The 16,984-nt window shown below is 45.8% G+C and carries 11 protein-coding genes, 21 tRNA genes and 1 rRNA gene; 31 read left to right on the top strand and 2 right to left on the bottom strand.

What is annotated here, in order from left to right; translation table 11 throughout:
* Positions 1-77 precede the first annotated feature (77 nt).
* The 27 genes from rrf (at position 78) to glgP (ending at position 10,341) form a co-directional block, all read left to right on the top strand.
* Positions 78-193, top strand: a 5S ribosomal RNA gene (gene rrf / locus M1D98_RS14750).
* A gap of 22 nt (positions 194-215) precedes the next feature.
* A tRNA-Val gene (locus M1D98_RS14745) sits at positions 216-291 on the top strand.
* Positions 292-323: 32 nt separating this feature from the next.
* Positions 324-399 (top strand) — tRNA-Thr (locus tag M1D98_RS14740).
* 37 nt (positions 400-436) lie between these two features.
* Positions 437-512, top strand: a tRNA-Lys gene (locus tag M1D98_RS14735).
* Between the two features lie 10 nt (positions 513-522).
* Positions 523-609, top strand: a tRNA-Leu gene (locus M1D98_RS14730).
* A gap of 5 nt (positions 610-614) precedes the next feature.
* Positions 615-689: transfer RNA gene (locus M1D98_RS14725), tRNA-Gly, on the top strand.
* A gap of 14 nt (positions 690-703) precedes the next feature.
* Positions 704-789, top strand: a tRNA-Leu gene (locus M1D98_RS14720).
* A 9-nt stretch (positions 790-798) separates the two neighbouring features.
* Positions 799-875 (top strand) — tRNA-Arg (locus M1D98_RS14715).
* 15 nt (positions 876-890) lie between these two features.
* Positions 891-967 (top strand) — tRNA-Pro (locus tag M1D98_RS14710).
* A gap of 5 nt (positions 968-972) precedes the next feature.
* Positions 973-1,045, top strand: a tRNA-Ala gene (locus M1D98_RS14705).
* Between the two features lie 20 nt (positions 1,046-1,065).
* A tRNA-Met gene (locus M1D98_RS14700) sits at positions 1,066-1,142 on the top strand.
* Positions 1,143-1,144: 2 nt separating this feature from the next.
* Positions 1,145-1,221: transfer RNA gene (locus M1D98_RS14695), tRNA-Ile, on the top strand.
* A 6-nt stretch (positions 1,222-1,227) separates the two neighbouring features.
* Positions 1,228-1,320 (top strand) — tRNA-Ser (locus M1D98_RS14690).
* Between the two features lie 17 nt (positions 1,321-1,337).
* Positions 1,338-1,414, top strand: a tRNA-Met gene (locus tag M1D98_RS14685).
* Between the two features lie 66 nt (positions 1,415-1,480).
* Positions 1,481-1,557 (top strand) — tRNA-Asp (locus M1D98_RS14680).
* Between the two features lie 15 nt (positions 1,558-1,572).
* Positions 1,573-1,648: transfer RNA gene (locus M1D98_RS14675), tRNA-Phe, on the top strand.
* A 19-nt stretch (positions 1,649-1,667) separates the two neighbouring features.
* Positions 1,668-1,743, top strand: a tRNA-His gene (locus M1D98_RS14670).
* A 10-nt stretch (positions 1,744-1,753) separates the two neighbouring features.
* Positions 1,754-1,827: transfer RNA gene (locus M1D98_RS14665), tRNA-Gly, on the top strand.
* 15 nt (positions 1,828-1,842) lie between these two features.
* Positions 1,843-1,919, top strand: a tRNA-Ile gene (locus tag M1D98_RS14660).
* Positions 1,920-1,931: 12 nt separating this feature from the next.
* Positions 1,932-2,006, top strand: a tRNA-Asn gene (locus M1D98_RS14655).
* A gap of 3 nt (positions 2,007-2,009) precedes the next feature.
* A tRNA-Ser gene (locus M1D98_RS14650) sits at positions 2,010-2,100 on the top strand.
* A gap of 30 nt (positions 2,101-2,130) precedes the next feature.
* A tRNA-Glu gene (locus M1D98_RS14645) sits at positions 2,131-2,202 on the top strand.
* 229 nt (positions 2,203-2,431) lie between these two features.
* Positions 2,432-4,306, top strand: coding sequence for a 1,4-alpha-glucan branching enzyme (glgB, locus tag M1D98_RS14640; protein ID WP_435576223.1), 1,875 nt, complete (start codon positions 2,432-2,434; stop codon positions 4,304-4,306).
* A 4-nt stretch (positions 4,307-4,310) separates the two neighbouring features.
* A complete protein-coding gene (locus tag M1D98_RS14635) occupies positions 4,311-5,453 on the top strand; it encodes a glucose-1-phosphate adenylyltransferase (protein WP_121643148.1) in 1,143 nt (380 codons plus the stop codon).
* A gap of 22 nt (positions 5,454-5,475) precedes the next feature.
* Positions 5,476-6,507, top strand: a complete 1,032-nt coding sequence (glgD, locus tag M1D98_RS14630) for a glucose-1-phosphate adenylyltransferase subunit GlgD (RefSeq protein WP_010329482.1) — start codon at positions 5,476-5,478, stop codon at positions 6,505-6,507.
* Positions 6,504-7,958, top strand: coding sequence for a glycogen synthase GlgA (glgA, locus tag M1D98_RS14625; protein ID WP_268559198.1), 1,455 nt, complete (start codon positions 6,504-6,506; stop codon positions 7,956-7,958). The genes glgD and glgA overlap by 4 nt, the downstream gene beginning before the upstream one ends.
* Positions 7,945-10,341, top strand: a complete 2,397-nt coding sequence (gene glgP, locus M1D98_RS14620) for a glycogen phosphorylase GlgP (RefSeq protein ID WP_456279676.1) — start codon at positions 7,945-7,947, stop codon at positions 10,339-10,341. Before glgA ends, glgP begins: the two co-directional genes overlap by 14 nt.
* Positions 10,342-10,371: 30 nt before the next feature.
* Here glgP and M1D98_RS14615 read toward each other — a convergent pair whose 3' ends face one another.
* Both M1D98_RS14615 and M1D98_RS14610 read right to left on the bottom strand, forming a co-directional pair.
* Positions 10,372-10,839: a TspO/MBR family protein gene (locus tag M1D98_RS14615; protein WP_121643145.1), complete on the bottom strand. Its 468-nt coding sequence runs from the start codon at positions 10,837-10,839 to the stop codon at positions 10,372-10,374.
* Positions 10,840-11,085: 246 nt separating this feature from the next.
* Positions 11,086-11,805, bottom strand: a complete 720-nt coding sequence (locus M1D98_RS14610; RefSeq protein WP_010329486.1) for a yteA family sporulation protein — start codon at positions 11,803-11,805, stop codon at positions 11,086-11,088.
* A 289-nt stretch (positions 11,806-12,094) separates the two neighbouring features.
* Between M1D98_RS14610 and M1D98_RS14605 the strand changes: the two genes are divergently transcribed.
* Genes M1D98_RS14605 through menB form a run of 4 tightly spaced genes read left to right on the top strand, consistent with a single transcriptional unit; the run spans position 12,095 to position 16,911 of the window.
* Positions 12,095-13,510, top strand: a complete 1,416-nt coding sequence (locus tag M1D98_RS14605; RefSeq protein ID WP_456279675.1) for an isochorismate synthase — start codon at positions 12,095-12,097, stop codon at positions 13,508-13,510.
* On the top strand, positions 13,507-15,246 hold the full coding sequence (gene menD / locus M1D98_RS14600; RefSeq protein WP_456279674.1) for a 2-succinyl-5-enolpyruvyl-6-hydroxy-3-cyclohexene-1-carboxylic-acid synthase: 1,740 nt from the start codon (positions 13,507-13,509) through the stop codon (positions 15,244-15,246). Before M1D98_RS14605 ends, menD begins: the two co-directional genes overlap by 4 nt.
* A complete protein-coding gene (gene menH / locus M1D98_RS14595) occupies positions 15,234-16,058 on the top strand; it encodes a 2-succinyl-6-hydroxy-2,4-cyclohexadiene-1-carboxylate synthase (RefSeq protein WP_456279673.1) in 825 nt (274 codons plus the stop codon). Before menD ends, menH begins: the two co-directional genes overlap by 13 nt.
* Positions 16,059-16,092: 34 nt before the next feature.
* Positions 16,093-16,911 (top strand): 1,4-dihydroxy-2-naphthoyl-CoA synthase, encoded by an 819-nt coding sequence (gene menB, locus M1D98_RS14590; RefSeq protein ID WP_010329489.1) that lies wholly within the window; start codon positions 16,093-16,095, stop codon positions 16,909-16,911.
* Positions 16,912-16,984: the final 73 nt, after the last annotated feature.

Here is a 16,984-nt window from a genome sequence, read left to right as displayed (position 1 = left end):
AAAGGCGGAAAGAAACTCCGCTAAGGGCTCTCACATCCTGTGAGAAACGCCCAGTACCTTCATCATGAAGGCATTTGTTTGGTGGCGATAGCGAAGAGGTCACACCCGTTCCCATGCCGAACACGGAAGTTAAGCTCTTCAGCGCCGATGGTAGTCGGGGGTTTCCCCCTGTGAGAGTAGGACGCCGCCAAGCAGTTGCACGCTAGTGCAATAATGGAGGATTAGCTCAGCTGGGAGAGCATCTGCCTTACAAGCAGAGGGTCGGCGGTTCGAGCCCGTCATCCTCCACCATTCTTTATTGTACATATCGGTTTTACATATACGCCGGTGTAGCTCAATTGGTAGAGCAACTGACTTGTAATCAGTAGGTTGGGGGTTCAAGTCCTCTTGCCGGCACCACTTTTATATGATATAATATTCAAGTCTCTTGTAAGAAGAGCCATTAGCTCAGTTGGTAGAGCATCTGACTTTTAATCAGAGGGTCGAAGGTTCGAGTCCTTCATGGCTCACCATTTACATGTTGCGGATGTGGCGGAATTGGCAGACGCGCTAGAATCAGGCTCTAGTGTCTTTACAGACGTGGGGGTTCAAGTCCCTTCATCCGCACCATTTCTGCGGAAGTAGTTCAGTGGTAGAACACCACCTTGCCAAGGTGGGGGTCGCGGGTTCGAATCCCGTCTTCCGCTCCAACTATACCATCCACGCCGGGGTGGTGGAATTGGCAGACACACAGGACTTAAAATCCTGCGGTAGGTGACTACCGTGCCGGTTCAAGTCCGGCCCTCGGCATTAAGTTTTGCGCCCGTAGCTCAATTGGATAGAGCGTTTGACTACGGATCAAAAGGTTAGGGGTTCGACTCCTCTCGGGCGCGCCATGATCTACATGAAATCGGGAAGTAGCTCAGCTTGGTAGAGCACATGGTTTGGGACCATGGGGTCGCAGGTTCGAATCCTGTCTTCCCGACCATTCTTGGGGCCTTAGCTCAGCTGGGAGAGCGCCTGCTTTGCACGCAGGAGGTCAGCGGTTCGATCCCGCTAGGCTCCACTTGGTTTCAATAAATATTTGGCGGTGTAGCTCAGCTGGCTAGAGCGTACGGTTCATACCCGTGAGGTCGGGGGTTCGATCCCCTCCGCCGCTACCAATGGACCTTTAGCTCAGTTGGTTAGAGCAGACGGCTCATAACCGTCCGGTCGTAGGTTCGAGTCCTACAAGGTCCACCACTATACGGAGGAATACCCAAGTCTGGCTGAAGGGATCGGTCTTGAAAACCGACAGGGGTGTCAAAGCCCGCGGGGGTTCGAATCCCTCTTCCTCCGCCATATCTATTCTTAATCATCGCGGGGTGGAGCAGTTCGGTAGCTCGTCGGGCTCATAACCCGAAGGTCGCAGGTTCAAATCCTGCCCCCGCAACCAAAATATGCGAATGAAAAATAAAGTGCCCGAAGGGCTCAATAAAAAAGATTCACATACTATTAAAATGGTCCGGTAGTTCAGTTGGTTAGAATGCCTGCCTGTCACGCAGGAGGTCGCGGGTTCGAGTCCCGTCCGGACCGCCATTTAAATAATACTTAGGCTCGGTAGCTCAGTTGGTAGAGCAACGGACTGAAAATCCGTGTGTCGGCGGTTCGATTCCGTCCCGAGCCACCATTTATCAATATATATTTTGGCGGTTGTGGCGAAGTGGTTAACGCACCAGATTGTGGCTCTGGCATTCGTGGGTTCGATTCCCATCAATCGCCCCAAATAAAAATTGCGGGTGTAGTTTAGTGGTAAAACCTCAGCCTTCCAAGCTGATGTCGTGGGTTCGATTCCCATCACCCGCTCCATTTCTATATTGTCATGGGCCTGTAGCTCAGCTGGTTAGAGCGCACGCCTGATAAGCGTGAGGTCGATGGTTCGAGTCCATTCAGGCCCACCATGACTTTTATATTCCACAGTAGCTCAGTGGTAGAGCTATCGGCTGTTAACCGATCGGTCGCAGGTTCGAATCCTGCCTGTGGAGCCAAATGGAGAAGTACTCAAGTGGCTGAAGAGGCGCCCCTGCTAAGGGTGTAGGTCGTGTAAGCGGCGCGAGGGTTCAAATCCCTCCTTCTCCGCCATATAATGAAAAATGGAAGTCTTCACTCATCGGCCCGTTGGTCAAGCGGTTAAGACACCGCCCTTTCACGGCGGTAACACGGGTTCGAATCCCGTACGGGTCATCCCAAAAACCTTGCATATCCTGCAAGGTTTTTTATTTTATCATCATGTTATGCCTTAGATTTCGTTCTTATTCTATAAACAGCCAACAAAAATCTCCATATCTTTTGTTTTTCTTCGGAAAAAGAAGTTAAATGTCAATAAGTATAAGCGCTTTCATGAAAGGGCTTTTTTTTATTTCTGCGAATAAATATTATAAATGAAAACTATGATGTCAGAAAGGATGATTACATGGCCGCCGCCAGCCCGTCAGCACATGATGTTTATCTTTTTCACGAAGGCAGTCTGTATAGAAGCTATCAACTATTTGGCTCGCATTATCGCGAGCTGAATAGCCAAAGCGGATATGAATTCTGTGTGTGGGCGCCTCATGCGTCAGTAGTTCGAGTGGCTGGGGATTTTAACAGCTGGTCAGGAGAACAGCATGTGATGCATAGAGTGAATGATAACGGCATTTGGACGTTATTTATTCCAGGTCTAGAGCAACAGGAACGATATAAATATGAAATCGTGACTCATAGCGGTGAGATTAGGCTGAAAGCAGATCCATACGCCTTTTATTCAGAAGTCCGGCCTCACACAGCATCACTTACGTACAATCTGACGGGATATAAATGGAAAGACCAAAAATGGCAAAAGAAACAACAGGATATGACGCTGTATGAGAAACCTATTTTTATTTATGAACTGCATCTTGGGTCTTGGAAGAAACATTCTGATGGCAGGCATTATACCTATAAAGATTTAAGCCAGTCGCTTATTCCTTATATCAAAAAGCATGGGTTTACCCATATCGAACTGCTTCCGGTGTATGAGCATCCTTATGATCGTTCATGGGGATATCAAGGAACGGGTTATTACAGCCCGACAAGCAGGTTTGGCACGCCGCATGATCTGATGAAGTTTGTGGATGAATGCCATCAAGAGAACATCGGAGTCATTCTGGATTGGGTTCCGGGACATTTTTGTAAAGATGCACATGGCCTTTATATGTTTGATGGAGAGCCTCTTTATGAATATCAAGATGAACGTGATCGGGAGAACGGGCTATGGGGCACAGCTAACTTTGATCTGGGAAAACCGGAAGTTCATAGTTTTTTAATTTCTAATGCGTTGTACTGGGCGGAACTCTATCATATAGATGGACTTAGGGTTGATGCAGTGGCTAACATCCTGTATTGGCCAAATCAGGATGAACGCCATCCGAATCCATATGCTGTTGAATTTCTACAAAAACTTAATCAAACAATGAGAGAGGCATATCCGCATGTCATGATGATTGCGGAAGATTCGACGGAATGGCCTCACGTGACAAGTGCCGCTGAGGAAGGAGGGCTCGGTTTTCATTTTAAATGGAATATGGGCTGGATGAATGACGTTCTGACATACATGGAAACGCCCCCAGAAGAAAGGCGGTATTGTCATCAGCTTATTTCTTTTTCATTATTGTATGCGTTTAGTGAACATTTTGTATTGCCGTTTTCACATGATGAAGTCGTTTACGGCAAAAAATCAATTCTTAATAAAATGCCTGGCGACTATTGGCAGAAATTTGCCCAGTATCGGCTTTTGCTCGGTTATATGACGGCTCACCCCGGTAAGAAATTGATTTTTATGGGTTCAGAATTTGCACAATTTGATGAATGGAAAGACACAGAGCAGCTTGATTGGTTTTTGGACTCCTTCCCCATGCATCGGAAAGCCAGCGTTTTTACGCAAGATCTTCTCCGCTTTTATCAAAAAAGCAAAATCCTTTATGAACATGACCATCGTGCACAGTCGTTTGAATGGATTGATGTCCATAATGACAAACAATCGATCTTTTCTTTTATTCGTTATGGCAAAAAGCACGGTGAGGCGCTTGTCATCATTTGTAATTTTACACCCGCGGTCTATCAGCAATATGATGTTGGTGTTCCTTTTCTTACCCAATATATCGAGGTCCTGAACAGCGACAGAGAAGCATATGGAGGCTCAGGGCAAATCAACAAAAAGCCGTTAGCGGCCAAAAAGGGAGCTTTACATCATAAACCGGGTTATATCACAATGACCATCCCCCCTTACGGCATTTCGATTTTACGGGCGGTTAAAAAAGAGGAGAGATGAAATCATGAAAAAACAATGTGTGGCCATGCTCCTTGCCGGCGGGAAGGGCAGCCGTCTCAACGGTTTAACAAAACATATGGCGAAACCGGCTGTATCTTTTGGGGGGAAATACAGGATTATTGATTTTACGCTCAGCAACTGTTCCAATTCTGGTATTGACACAGTGGGAATTTTAACACAATATCAGCCGCTCGAGTTGAATTCCTATATTGGCATCGGCAGCGCATGGGACCTTGACAGATATAATGGCGGCGTGACGGTTTTACCTCCCTATGCCAAGTCATCTGAGGTCAAATGGTATAAAGGGACGGCAAGCGCCATTTATGAGAATCTCAATTATTTAAAACAGTATGATCCTGAGTATGTGCTGATTTTATCTGGAGATCACATCTACAAAATGGACTACGGCAAAATGCTTGATTTTCATATTGAAAAGAATGCGGATGTAACGATTTCTGTTATTGAAGTGAGCTGGGAGGAAGCAAGCCGGTTCGGCATTATGAAGACCAATGCAGATGGGACGATTACACATTTCGATGAAAAGCCCCAATTCCCAAAGAGCAATCTCGCCTCAATGGGAATTTATATATTCAATTGGCCGCTTTTGAAACAGTACCTCGAGATGGATGACCGGAACCCGTATTCAAGCCACGACTTCGGCAAAGACATTATTCCTTTGCTTTTAGAGGAGAAAAAGAAGCTATCTGCTTATCCGTTCAAAGGATATTGGAAGGATGTCGGAACAGTGCAGAGTTTGTGGGAAGCCAATATGGATCTGTTAAAAGAAGACTCGGAGTTAAAGCTGTTTGAACGGAAATGGAAAATTTACTCCGTTAATCCGAATCAGCCTCCGCAATTTATTTCATCTGACGCGCAGGTTCATGATTCGCTTGTGAACGAAGGCTGTGTTGTGTATGGAAATGTGTCTCATTCCGTTCTTTTTCAAGGTGTTACTGTCGGTAAGCATGCGACTGTCGCATCGTCGGTTATTATGCCGGATGTGACGATCGGCGAGCATGTAGTGATTGAAAATGCCATTGTTCCTAATGGCATGGTGCTTCCAGATGGCGCAGTGATTCGGTCCGAAAAAGACATTCAGGAGGTGCTGCTCGTTTCAGAGGAATTTGTAGAAAAAGAATTGATCTAATACTGAAGAGGAGGCAGAGCCATTGTTCAATAACCAAATGTTAGGTGTTATAGATGAAACCACATATAAGCATTCTCTTCAGGATTTAACGGCACAGCGGTCGCTGGGGGCGATTCCTTTTGCCGGAAGGTACCGCCTGATCGATTTTATGCTATCCAACATGGTGAATGCGGATATTAGGAGTGTCGCAATTTTTCCGAAGTATCGCTATCGTTCGCTTATGGATCATCTTGGAGCAGGCAAGGAATGGGATTTGCATCGGAAAAAGGATGGCCTCTTTTTTTTCCCGTCGCCCCACCTTCACCAAGAATATGATGAATTCGGTTCCTTTCGACAGTTTTCCGACCATCTTGATTACTTCCGCAGAAGCACACAACAGTATGCTGTCATCTCCAACAGTCATACCGTATGCAACATTCAATTTCAATATGTGCTGAAACGCCATATGGAGATTGGCTGCGACGTCACCGAGGTATTTCAGGACGGCCAATCGCTGCAAATCTATATCATGTCTACAACGCTTTTACAGGATCTGATTTACGGACATAGTGAAAAAGGCTATAAAACCATTCATGAAGCTGTCGAAAAAGAATCCTCCTCATTGAGCATTTGCCCGTATGAATATTCAGGTTATTCCGCTGTCATTGATTCGGTAGAAAAGTATTATACCCACAGTATGGAGCTCATTCAGCCTCGGTTTTGGCAGCAGGTGTTTTTGCCGCAGCAGCCGATTTATACAAAAGTAAAGGATGAGCCGCCGACGAAATACGGAAAGCACAGCAGTGTCAAACATTCCTTGGTGGCAAACGGCTGTGTGCTTGAAGGAGAGGTTGAAAACTGCATTTTGTTCAGGGGGATTCATGTCGGAAAGGGAACGAAGCTGAAAAACTGCATTATTATGCAAAAAACACAGATTGGCGAGGATTGTCTGTTAGAGCAGGTGATTTCTGATAAGGACGTTAAAATTGGCAATTCGACTGAGGCTGCGGGAACAGCCGAACAGCCGCTGGTATTAAGAAAAGGGTTTGTCCAAGGAGAGCTGATGAATTCTTGAAGATATTGTTTGCTGTATCAGAATGTACGCCGTTTGTTAAATCAGGAGGCCTTGCCGATGTAGCAGGTGCTCTGCCAAAGGCACTTGCGCGATTAGGCAATGAAGTAACTGTGATGCTGCCGAAATACAGCCAAATACCTGAACGATGGAAGAAGCGCATGAGAAAAATAGCTGAATGTACAGTGGCCGTCGGCTGGCGCCAGCAATATTGCGGAATTGAACATATGGCCGATGATGATGTGAATTATTACTTCATCGACAATGAATATTATTTTAAGAGGGATTCGCTGTACGGGCATTATGATGATGGTGAACGGTTTGCTTTTTTTTCAAGAGCTGTGCTGGAAGCTGCTGAAGCCGTGAATGTTCAGGCCGATATTGTTCATACTCATGATTGGCATACAGCGATGGTCAATTATTTGCTAAAAGAGGAATACAGAGCGCATCCTTTTTATGAACAGATGAAAAGCGTGCTCACGATCCACAACCTCCAGTTTCAAGGCATATTTCCACCTGATGTCACACATGACTTGCTGGGGCTTGATATGGATCATTTTCATTTTGAAAGGTTAGAATGCAACGGATTCGTTAATTTTATGAAGGCAGGCATCATTGCAGCTGATCATGTGACAACTGTAAGCCCCACTTACAGAAATGAAATATTGACGCCGTATTACGGTGAACAGCTGGAGCGGGTTTTGCAATATAGGGAAAATGACATAACCGGCATATTAAACGGCATTGATGATACGTTTTATCATCCTAAAAACGATCCCTATATAGAGGCGCACTATGATGCAGACCACCTAACATGCAAGGAAGAAAATAAAACGCAGCTGCAGCGGCGGATGGGGCTACCTGAGCGAAATGATATTCCGCTGATCAGCATGGTGACAAGGCTCACGAAACAAAAGGGACTTGATCTTGTCCGCAGGATTATGCACGAACTTCTTGAAGAACATGACATACAGCTGATTGTGCTGGGCACGGGGGAGCTTGAATTTGAAGATTATTTCCGGTATGCAGAATTTGCTTTTCATGAGAAGTGCAGAGCGTATATTGGATTTGATGAGGCGCTTGCCCATCAAATTTACGCGGGCTCTGATTTATTTTTAATGCCGTCGAAATTTGAGCCGTGCGGCTTGGGGCAGCTCATTGCTCTCCAATATGGCGCCATTCCGATCGTCAGGGAGACGGGCGGTCTTTACGATACAGTCCGTGCCTATCAGGAGGAAGAGAGAACGGGCAATGGCTTTACGTTTTCCGCTTTCAATGCGCATGATCTCAAATTCACAATCAAGAGGGCACTGTCGTTTTATCCGCAAAAAGATGTATGGAAGAGCATCATGAAGACCGGAATGAATGCAGATTACAGCTGGAAGCATTCAGCAAAAGAGTATCAGCGTATTTTCGAGTATGTGACAAGGAGTGGACGGGATGTTCTCGAGTAAAGAACGTTTTGCAGCCTTATTTTTAAAGCGTCTGGAAATGACGTGTGGAAAAAGCTTTAAAGACTCTGCCAAGCTGGATCAATACAAAACGTTAGGCAATATGGTCAGAGAGTATATCAGCGCTAATTGGATCCAGACGAATGAAAAAAGCAGGTCCAACTCCGGGAAACAGACATATTATTTGTCAATCGAATTTCTGCTCGGTCAGCTCCTTGAACAAAATGTAATGAATCTTGGCGTTCGTGATGTTGTGGAAGCAGGCTTAAAGGATATTGGCATCGAATTAGAGGAGATCCTTCAGATAGAGAGCGATGCAGGTCTTGGCAATGGCGGGCTTGGGCGCTTGGCTGCTTGCTTTTTAGATTCTCTCGCTTCATTAAATCTGCCTGGACATGGAATGGGTATTCGTTATAAGCACGGCTTGTTTGAGCAAAAAATTGTTGACGGCCATCAAGTGGAGCTGCCTGAGCAATGGCTGAAAAATGGGAATGTATGGGAAGTGAGAAATGCGGATCAGGCTGTTGACGTGCCATTTTGGGGCGAGGTGCATGTGACACAACAAAACGGGCGTCTGCATTTTCGTCACGAGCAAGCTACAATCGTCACCGCTGTTCCTTACGATATACCGATTATTGGCTATGAAACGGGGACAGTCAATACGTTGAGGTTATGGAATGCCGAGCCCTATGCGCATTATCATGGCGGCAATATCTTGTCTTATAAGCGGGAAACAGAAGCTGTTTCTGAATTTTTATATCCTGACGACACTCATGACGAGGGGAAAATTTTACGGCTGAAGCAGCAGTATTTTTTAGTTTGCGCAAGCTTAAAAAGCATTGTGAATAATTACCGAAAAACAAATAAATCTTTATCCGGGCTGCATAAAAAAATCAGCATTCATATTAATGACACGCATCCTGCGCTGGCAGTGCCTGAGCTGATGCGGATTCTGCTCGATGAAGAGAACATGAGCTGGGATGAGGCCTGGCATATCACCGTACATACGATTTCATATACAAATCATACGACATTGTCAGAAGCGCTGGAGAAATGGCCGATTCATTTGTTTAAGCCGCTGCTTCCGCGAATGTATCTGATTATCGAAGAGATCAATGAAAGGTTTTGCCATGCGGTCTGGGAAAAGTATCCCGGGGACTGGAAAAGAATAGAGGACATGGCGATTACGGCGCATGGTGTTGTCAAAATGGCCCACCTGGCCATAGTGGGCAGCTACAGTGTAAACGGCGTTGCCAAAATTCATTCCGATATTTTAAAGAAAAGGGAGATGCACAACTTTCATTTGCTGTTTCCAAATCGTTTTAACAATAAGACGAATGGAATTGCCCACAGGCGCTGGCTGCTAAAAGCAAATCCCGGCTTGTCTGCGATCATCACGGAGGCGATCGGCAATCAATGGATCAAAGATCCGGAATCACTGCTTCAATTAGAACCGTATGCTTTTGATCCAGCTTTTATTGAACAGTTTCAAAACAACAAAAGCAGGAAAAAACAAGAGCTTGCTGATTTGATTTTTTGTACGGCGGGGGTGGTTGTGGACCCTGACAGCATATTTGACGTTCAGGTAAAACGGCTTCATGCATATAAACGGCAGCTGCTGAATGTTCTTCATATTATGTATTTGTATAATCGGCTCAAAGAGGACTCGGGATTTTCCATTTACCCGCAAACCTTTATTTTTGGAGCAAAGGCTTCACCAAGCTATTATTATGCCAAGAAAATCATTAAGCTCATCCATTCTGTCGCTGAAAAGGTCAACTATGACCCGGAAGTCAAACAGCTGATCAAGATTGTTTTTTTGGAAAATTACAGAGTGTCTATGGCTGAGCGGATTTTTCCGGCTTCAGATATAAGTGAACAAATTTCAACGGCGAGCAAGGAAGCGTCAGGCACAGGAAATATGAAGTTTATGATGAACGGGGCTTTGACAATCGGCACTCATGACGGCGCAAATATTGAGATTCTTGAGCGGGTGGGGCCTGATTGTATTTACACATTCGGTTTAAAGGCGGATGACGTTCTATCGTACCAGGAAAACGGCGGCTATAGATCGAGGGAATATTATCAGCATGACCGCAGAATCAGACAGGTGGCGGATCAGCTGATCAACGGTTTTTTTGAAGGGGAAGCAGATGAATTTGAATCGATTTATGACTCGCTGCTTCCGCATAATGATGAGTATTTTGTGCTGAAGGATTTCAGCTCATATGCAGATGCGCAGGAGCGTATTCAAGCTGATTATCGCGATCGGAGGACATGGTCTGGGCGTTCGATTGTAAACATTGCCCATTCTGGATATTTCTCAAGCGACCGCACGATCCGCGAATATGCGAAAGACATTTGGAGAATCCGCCCGATGATGTGAAAAAGCCGCTGTAGGAGCGGCTTTTTTGGTTTACAGATTCATCGAATAGATTGTAAAGGATAAGAATGTCGCAAACGCACTCCATAAAACATAGGGCAAAAGAAGATAGCTTGCGGCTCTGCTGTATTTTTTTACTATAATCATTAATATGAATGCTGTTAGCGCGACGAGCAGGCTGTCAATCGACGCAGCCAGCAAATTCTTTTGGGTAAATTGAAAATAGCTGAATGCCTGATTAAACACATAATTAATCAAAAGCATAAGCCAAAAGCGCTTCGCATCTAGAAATGAAAATGCGGCGTACACAATGGCAGCTGAAAGGGAGATCAGGGCAAACAGGATCGCCCAAATGATGCCGATCGCAGACCCGGGTGGCGTCCAGTCCGGTTTTTTCAGTGAATTGTACCATTCTTGGTCAATCGGAAACAGGTAGTCTGCGGCTGAAAACAGCGCGTAAGTAATCACAAAAACCGCTATGGCGCCGATTATTTTCTTCATGTTTGCAACCTCCGTATGTATTTATTTTACATTTATACGTACCCATCATTTTATAAGGATCAAACCCCCGATGTACGGGGGAAATAAATTAGCTGCTTAAATTTTGTCCATATACTTGTCTTTGTTCGGCAGTGAATGGGGCTCTTAATTCGTATGTGCGTAGATCATAATACTAAAATGATCCTTCAACCAATAAACGGGATCGTTTCTTCTGAAGACGTTAAAGAACCCCCAATGACAGGGGGTTCAATCAGCGTGAAGATCGCCGAATGTTGTCATGATTCCCTCTTCGTCGAGTTCTTCCTCATAACGCTCATGGGCTCTGCTTTGATAGACGGTAATTTCTTTGCCTGTGATATCTGTCGCGATAAAATTTTCGTATGATTCCGTATTGCCGATATTTTCTTCGGCATTCATCGTCATATCATCGTAGCTGAGAGGCGGGTTTTCCATATCCTGCGGTGTTTGTGAGTTTCCGTATTTTTCGACGTCCTGGTAGGAATCTTCACTGTCATATGGCGCCCTGATTTCTTCATCATCGTCAAATTCAAATTGCCCGAAAGGTGTTTCTTCTTCGATCGGCCTATCTCTGGAAATGACATCCTGTGACGAATACTCTGCGAGCGTCGTGGCGGTCGGAAGCGCTTCAAGACGTTCGTATGGGATTTCCTTTCCGCTGACTTCACAAATACCGTACGTACCGTTTTCTATCGCCTTCAATGAATGCTCAATGTCCCGGAGGTGCTCTCGCTCATGCAAGTCGAGAGCGATGTCCTTTTCACGTTCATAAAGTTCTGTTGCATGATCTCCTGGGTGGTTGTCATAAGCTGAAAGTTCACCCATTGAATCATACGGAAAGGCTGAATTGAGCTGAAAATGGTCATTGTCTTTAAAGCGGTTTAAGATATTTTCTTTTGTTTGTTCCAGTTCATGTTTCAAATGCTGAAGCTGGTCTTTTGTAAGCATTGTAATCGCCTCGTTTCTCTGTGATGCATACCTTTAGTATGAACAGATCGCCTGAGAACTTTCATAAATGACGGATGGAGGAATATAGGAAATTCCCCTTATATGGTAAGCGGATACAACCTTTGCTAGCGGCGGAGAAAGAAATTTAAGGTTTGTTTCTTTTTCATTTCTCTAATTAGGTTTATAATAGGTAAGGCAGGCCATTTGGACTGCATGATCTGTGTTTGACACAAAGGAGACACAGGTGTATGGTATTAAAAGCATTTTAAGGATTATGGAGGAATGTCTCATGGTGACAACGGTGCAGCGTACGTTCCGAAAGGAAGTTCTACATGCATTACATAAAGCCAAAGAAGTCAACCATGCTGTCTTAATAAGCTATTCGAGACAAATCGAGTCTCTTGACCCTCTATCATTTTTCAACTACGGAGCAAAAAAATATACAGGCAATCGATTTTTTTGGTCAGATCCTGAAAGTGAATTGACAATAGTCGGTCTTGGCAAAGAAGCGGTTTTCCAGACAAATCAAAAAAACAGCAAGCGGTATCGCGAGGTTTTTGAACAATGGGAGCGCTTTAAAAAGACGGCTTTTCATATTTGTGAAGAAGAAAAGCTGCAGCATTCTGCAGTGGGACCTGTGTTATTCGGAGGATTTTCTTTTGACCCTTGCGAAGAACGAGGTACACAATGGGACCATTTCTCGGAAGGGGATTTCTTTGTGCCGGCGCTTATGCTGACGATGACTGCCGAAGGCTCGTTCTTAACAGTCAACAGATGGGTAAGCGGAAAGGAAAACGCAGAGGCAGTTTTGGAAGGCTTACAAGCTTTTTCCGGCGAATTTATGGTTCCTGATTCAAACGTAGAAGATCAGGCTGTGATAGCAGCATCAGAAGAGCTGGATAAGGACGATTGGCTGAAAGCAATCGAAACGGCAACAAGCCAAATTAAAGAAAAACAATATGATAAGGTGGTTCTAGCCCGAGAGCTGTTACTCACGTTTGACGGCACGGTCCAAATTGAACCGGTGCTTAAAACCCTTCTGAACGATCAGCAGACAAGCTATGTTTTTGCAATCGAACAGGAAGGGAAAACCTTTGTCGGCGCGTCTCCGGAAAGACTGATCAAACGAGACGGCGGCACTGTCATGTCTTCTTGTCTGGCCGGTTCCATTAAACGCGGCACGGATGAAGAAGAAGACCGCCGGATAGGCCTTACATTATTAAACGATGAAAAAAATCTGCTGGAGCATGATATTGTGGTAGGCATGATCCAAAACGCTTTTGAATCAAGCTGCTCCGAGATCGAAAAGCCTGACGGACCTGTATTGTACAAAACGAAAAGCGTTCAGCACTTATTTACGCCGATTGTTGGACAGCTTCGTGAGTCGGCTTCGCTCTTTGACCTTATTGAGAAACTGCATCCGACACCGGCTCTTGGGGGAGCGCCTCAGAAGAAAGCTGTTGAAGTGATCAGAGAGATCGAACCGTTATCCCGAGGATGGTATGCGGCTCCTATCGGCTGGATTGACAGCCAGGATAACGGAGAATTCGCAGTGGCTATACGTTCAGGGCTGATCGAGGGCAGAAGAGCAAGGCTGTTTGCCGGCTGCGGTATTGTGGAAGACTCGGAACCGCAGTCTGAATATGAAGAAACGCAGATTAAACTGAAGCCGATGATCTCTGCATTAGGAGGTGAGAGGCGTTGACAGCCAACCCGATAACTCATTACATTGGAAGTTTTATTGATGAATTCGCCCTTTCCGGAATTACAGACGCCGTCGTTTGCCCGGGCTCAAGATCCACACCGCTGGCTATTCTTGCAGCCGCGCATCCCGATATCAGCGTCCATGTCCAAATAGATGAAAGATCTGCCGGGTTTTTTGCTCTTGGGCTGGCAAAAGCAAAGCAGCGCCCTGTGCTTTTGATTTGCACATCAGGAACAGCCGCGGCCAACTTTTATCCGGCTGTGATTGAAGCCCATTATTCAAGAGTGCCTATTATTGTGTTAACTGCTGATCGGCCTCACGAGCTGCGTGAAGTAGGCGCGCCGCAGGCTATAAATCAGCACTTCTTATTCGGTAACTTTGTTAAGTTTTTCACAGACTCAGCTCTTCCAGAAGCGTCTCCGCATATGCTGAGATATATTCGAACGCTGGCCGGCCGCGCCGCCGGAGAATCACAAAAGCGCCCGATGGGGCCTGTGCATGTGAATGTGCCGTTGCGCGAACCGCTTATGCCCGATCTTTCGGATGAGCCGTTTGGAAGAATGAAAACAGACCGTCACGTGTCTGTGAAAACGGGTATACAATCTGTTGACCGCGAATCTCTGTCTGATGTGGCTGCGATGCTGGCTGGGGCTGAAAAAGGAATAATCGTCTGCGGTGAGCTCCACAGTGATACGGATAAAGACACTATTATTGCACTGTCAAAGGCGCTTCAGTATCCGATTTTAGCCGACCCGCTGTCTAATCTGCGGAACGGTGCTCATGATAAAAGCACTGTCATTGATGCGTATGATTCATTTTTAAAAGATGATGAACTGAAATCGAAATTGCGTCCTGATGTTGTCATCCGTTTTGGACCGATGCCTGTTTCAAAACCGGTTTTCATATGGCTGAAGGAGGATTCGGCGATCGAGCAGATTGTGATTGATGAGGATGGAGGGTGGAGAGACCCAACCCAGGCTAGCGCGCATATGATTCACTGCAATGCGTCTGTTTTTTCCGAAGCAATCATGGCTTATGCCGACACCGCCAGATCATCAGAATGGCTGGAGAAATGGCAGTTTGTCAATGGGCGGTTCCGTGAGCATCTGCAAACAATCAGCAGTGAAGAGGTTTCGTTTGAAGGCAATCTCTATCGAATCCTGCAGCATCTCGTCCCTGAAAACAGCTCGCTGTTTGTCGGAAACAGCATGCCGATCAGAGATGTTGATACGTTTTTTGAAAAGCAGGAACGCTCTTTCCGGATTCTATCAAACCGGGGCGCAAATGGAATAGACGGTGTTGTCTCCTCTGCCATGGGGGTATGTGAAGGAACAAAAGCGCCTGTTACACTCGTGATTGGTGATTTATCTTTTTATCACGATTTGAACGGACTGCTGGCGGCCAAAAAGCTGGGCATTCCTCTTACTGTGATTCTCGTGAATAATAATGGCGGAGGGATTTTCTCATTTCTGCCACAGGCTTCTGAGAAAGCACATTTTGAAGATTTGTTCGGTACGCCGACAGGGCTTGATTTCAAGCATGCGGCTGCATTATACGGCGGAACATATTCATGTCCGGCCTCATGGGATGAATTCAAAGCAGCTTACACGCCGCAGGCAGACAAAACCGGACTCCATTTGATAGAAATCAAAACGGATCGCCAATCGAGAGTTCAGCTCCATCGCGATATGCTGAATGAGGCTGTGCGGGAAGTGAAAAAACAATGGGAACTGTAAACATAACCGTTTCAGACGGTGTCCGATATGCTGTGACAGACGAGCGGCCCAATGCTTCCGAAGCCGTCGTCTGTCTGCACGGGTTTACCGGCAGCAAACAATCATGGACTTTTCTTGATGGGTTGCTGCCTGAATCCCGTTTGATCAAGATGGATTGTTTAGGGCATGGTGACACAGATGCTCCGCTGAATGGGAAAAGATACAGCACAAGCCGGCAGGTTTCTGACCTTGCCGAGATATTTGATGAATTGAAACTTCACAAAGTGAAATTGATTGGGTATTCTATGGGAGGAAGGCTCGCTTATTCTTTTGCGATGACGTATCCCGAACGGGTATCGGTACTTGTGCTTGAAAGCACAACGCCGGGGCTCAAAACGCTTGAGGAACGGCGGGACAGGATCATGCGGGACCGGAAACTAGCTGATTTTATTTTGCGTGACGGGATTAAGGCATTCGTGCAGTATTGGGAGGGCATCCCTTTGTTTTCATCCCAGCGGCGGCTGGCCGAAGATGTTCGGCACAGGATACGGGCTGGCCGTTTGCGAAACAATGAGATTGGACTTGCAAACAGTTTAATCGGTATGGGCACAGGTTCCCAGCCTTCCTGGTGGAGCCGTGTAGAAGACCTAACCATGCCTGTGCTTCTAATCTGCGGGGAGTGGGACGAAAAGTTTTGCGCAATCAATCAAGAGGTGCATAAGAAGCTTCCATCTAGTAAAATAGAGATTGTTCCAAACGCCGGCCATACGGTACATGTGGAACAGCCGCGTTTGTTTGGTAAAATAGTGAGTGGGTTTTTGACAAGTTTCTAACTCGTTCATATGGAAAAATAGAGGAGGTCATATCATGGCTGTAGAATGGAAAACTGAACGGACATACGATGAAATATTGTATGAAACGTATAATGGTATTGCAAAAATAACAATCAACCGCCCTGAGGTACATAACGCGTTTACCCCTAAAACGGTTGCTGAAATGATTGATGCGTTTGCTCGCGCGAGAGACGATCAAAATGTCGGCGTTATCGTGCTTGCCGGTGCCGGAGACAAAGCCTTTTGTTCTGGCGGAGACCAGAAAGTGCGCGGTCACGGCGGTTATGTAGGAGACGACCAAATTCCGCGTTTAAACGTACTGGATCTTCAGCGTTTAATCCGTGTCATTCCGAAACCGGTTGTCGCGATGGTGTCCGGATATGCGATCGGCGGAGGCCATGTGCTCCACATCGTATGTGACTTGACAATCGCTGCCGATAACGCGATTTTCGGACAAACAGGCCCTAAAGTGGGAAGCTTTGACGCTGGTTATGGTTCTGGCTACCTAGCTCGAATCGTAGGCCATAAAAAAGCCCGTGAAATTTGGTATCTGTGCCGTCAGTACAACGCACAGGAAGCGCTGGACATGGGTCTTGTCAACACAGTTGTTCCTTTGGAACAGCTTGAAGAAGAAACGATTAAATGGTGTGAAGAAATGCTTGAGAAAAGCCCGACCGCACTGCGCTTTCTTAAAGCTGCATTTAATGCGGATACAGACGGACTTGCTGGAATTCAGCAGTTTGCAGGGGATGCGACCCTTCTTTACTACACAACTGATGAAGCAAAAGAAGGCCGTGATTCCTTTAAGGAAAAACGCAAACCTGATTTCGGACAGTTCCCTCGTTTCCCGTGATCAGCAATACGGAGTCAACAAACAGCTTGAGACTTTGCGGTCCAAGCTGTTTTCTTTTCAATACAGACATTTT

The organism is Bacillus sp. K7, assembly GCF_053903245.1.
This window is presented reverse-complemented; position numbering and strand designations above follow the sequence as displayed.

What these genes read in the sequence shown, in the direction of transcription:
- glgB (WP_435576223.1), top strand. Translation starts at nt 2,432, where the DNA reads ATGGCCGCCGCCAGCCCGTCAGCACATGATGTTTATCTTTTTCACGAA.
- M1D98_RS14635 (WP_121643148.1), top strand. Translation starts at nt 4,311, where the DNA reads ATGAAAAAACAATGTGTGGCCATGCTCCTTGCCGGCGGGAAGGGCAGC.
- glgP (WP_456279676.1), top strand. Translation starts at nt 7,945, where the DNA reads ATGTTCTCGAGTAAAGAACGTTTTGCAGCCTTATTTTTAAAGCGTCTG.
- M1D98_RS14615 (WP_121643145.1), bottom strand. Translation starts at nt 10,839, where the DNA reads ATGAAGAAAATAATCGGCGCCATAGCGGTTTTTGTGATTACTTACGCG.
- M1D98_RS14610 (WP_010329486.1), bottom strand. Translation starts at nt 11,805, where the DNA reads ATGCTTACAAAAGACCAGCTTCAGCATTTGAAACATGAACTGGAACAA.
- M1D98_RS14605 (WP_456279675.1), top strand. Translation starts at nt 12,095, where the DNA reads ATGGTGACAACGGTGCAGCGTACGTTCCGAAAGGAAGTTCTACATGCA.
- menH (WP_456279673.1), top strand. Translation starts at nt 15,234, where the DNA reads ATGGGAACTGTAAACATAACCGTTTCAGACGGTGTCCGATATGCTGTG.
- menB (WP_010329489.1), top strand. Translation starts at nt 16,093, where the DNA reads ATGGCTGTAGAATGGAAAACTGAACGGACATACGATGAAATATTGTAT.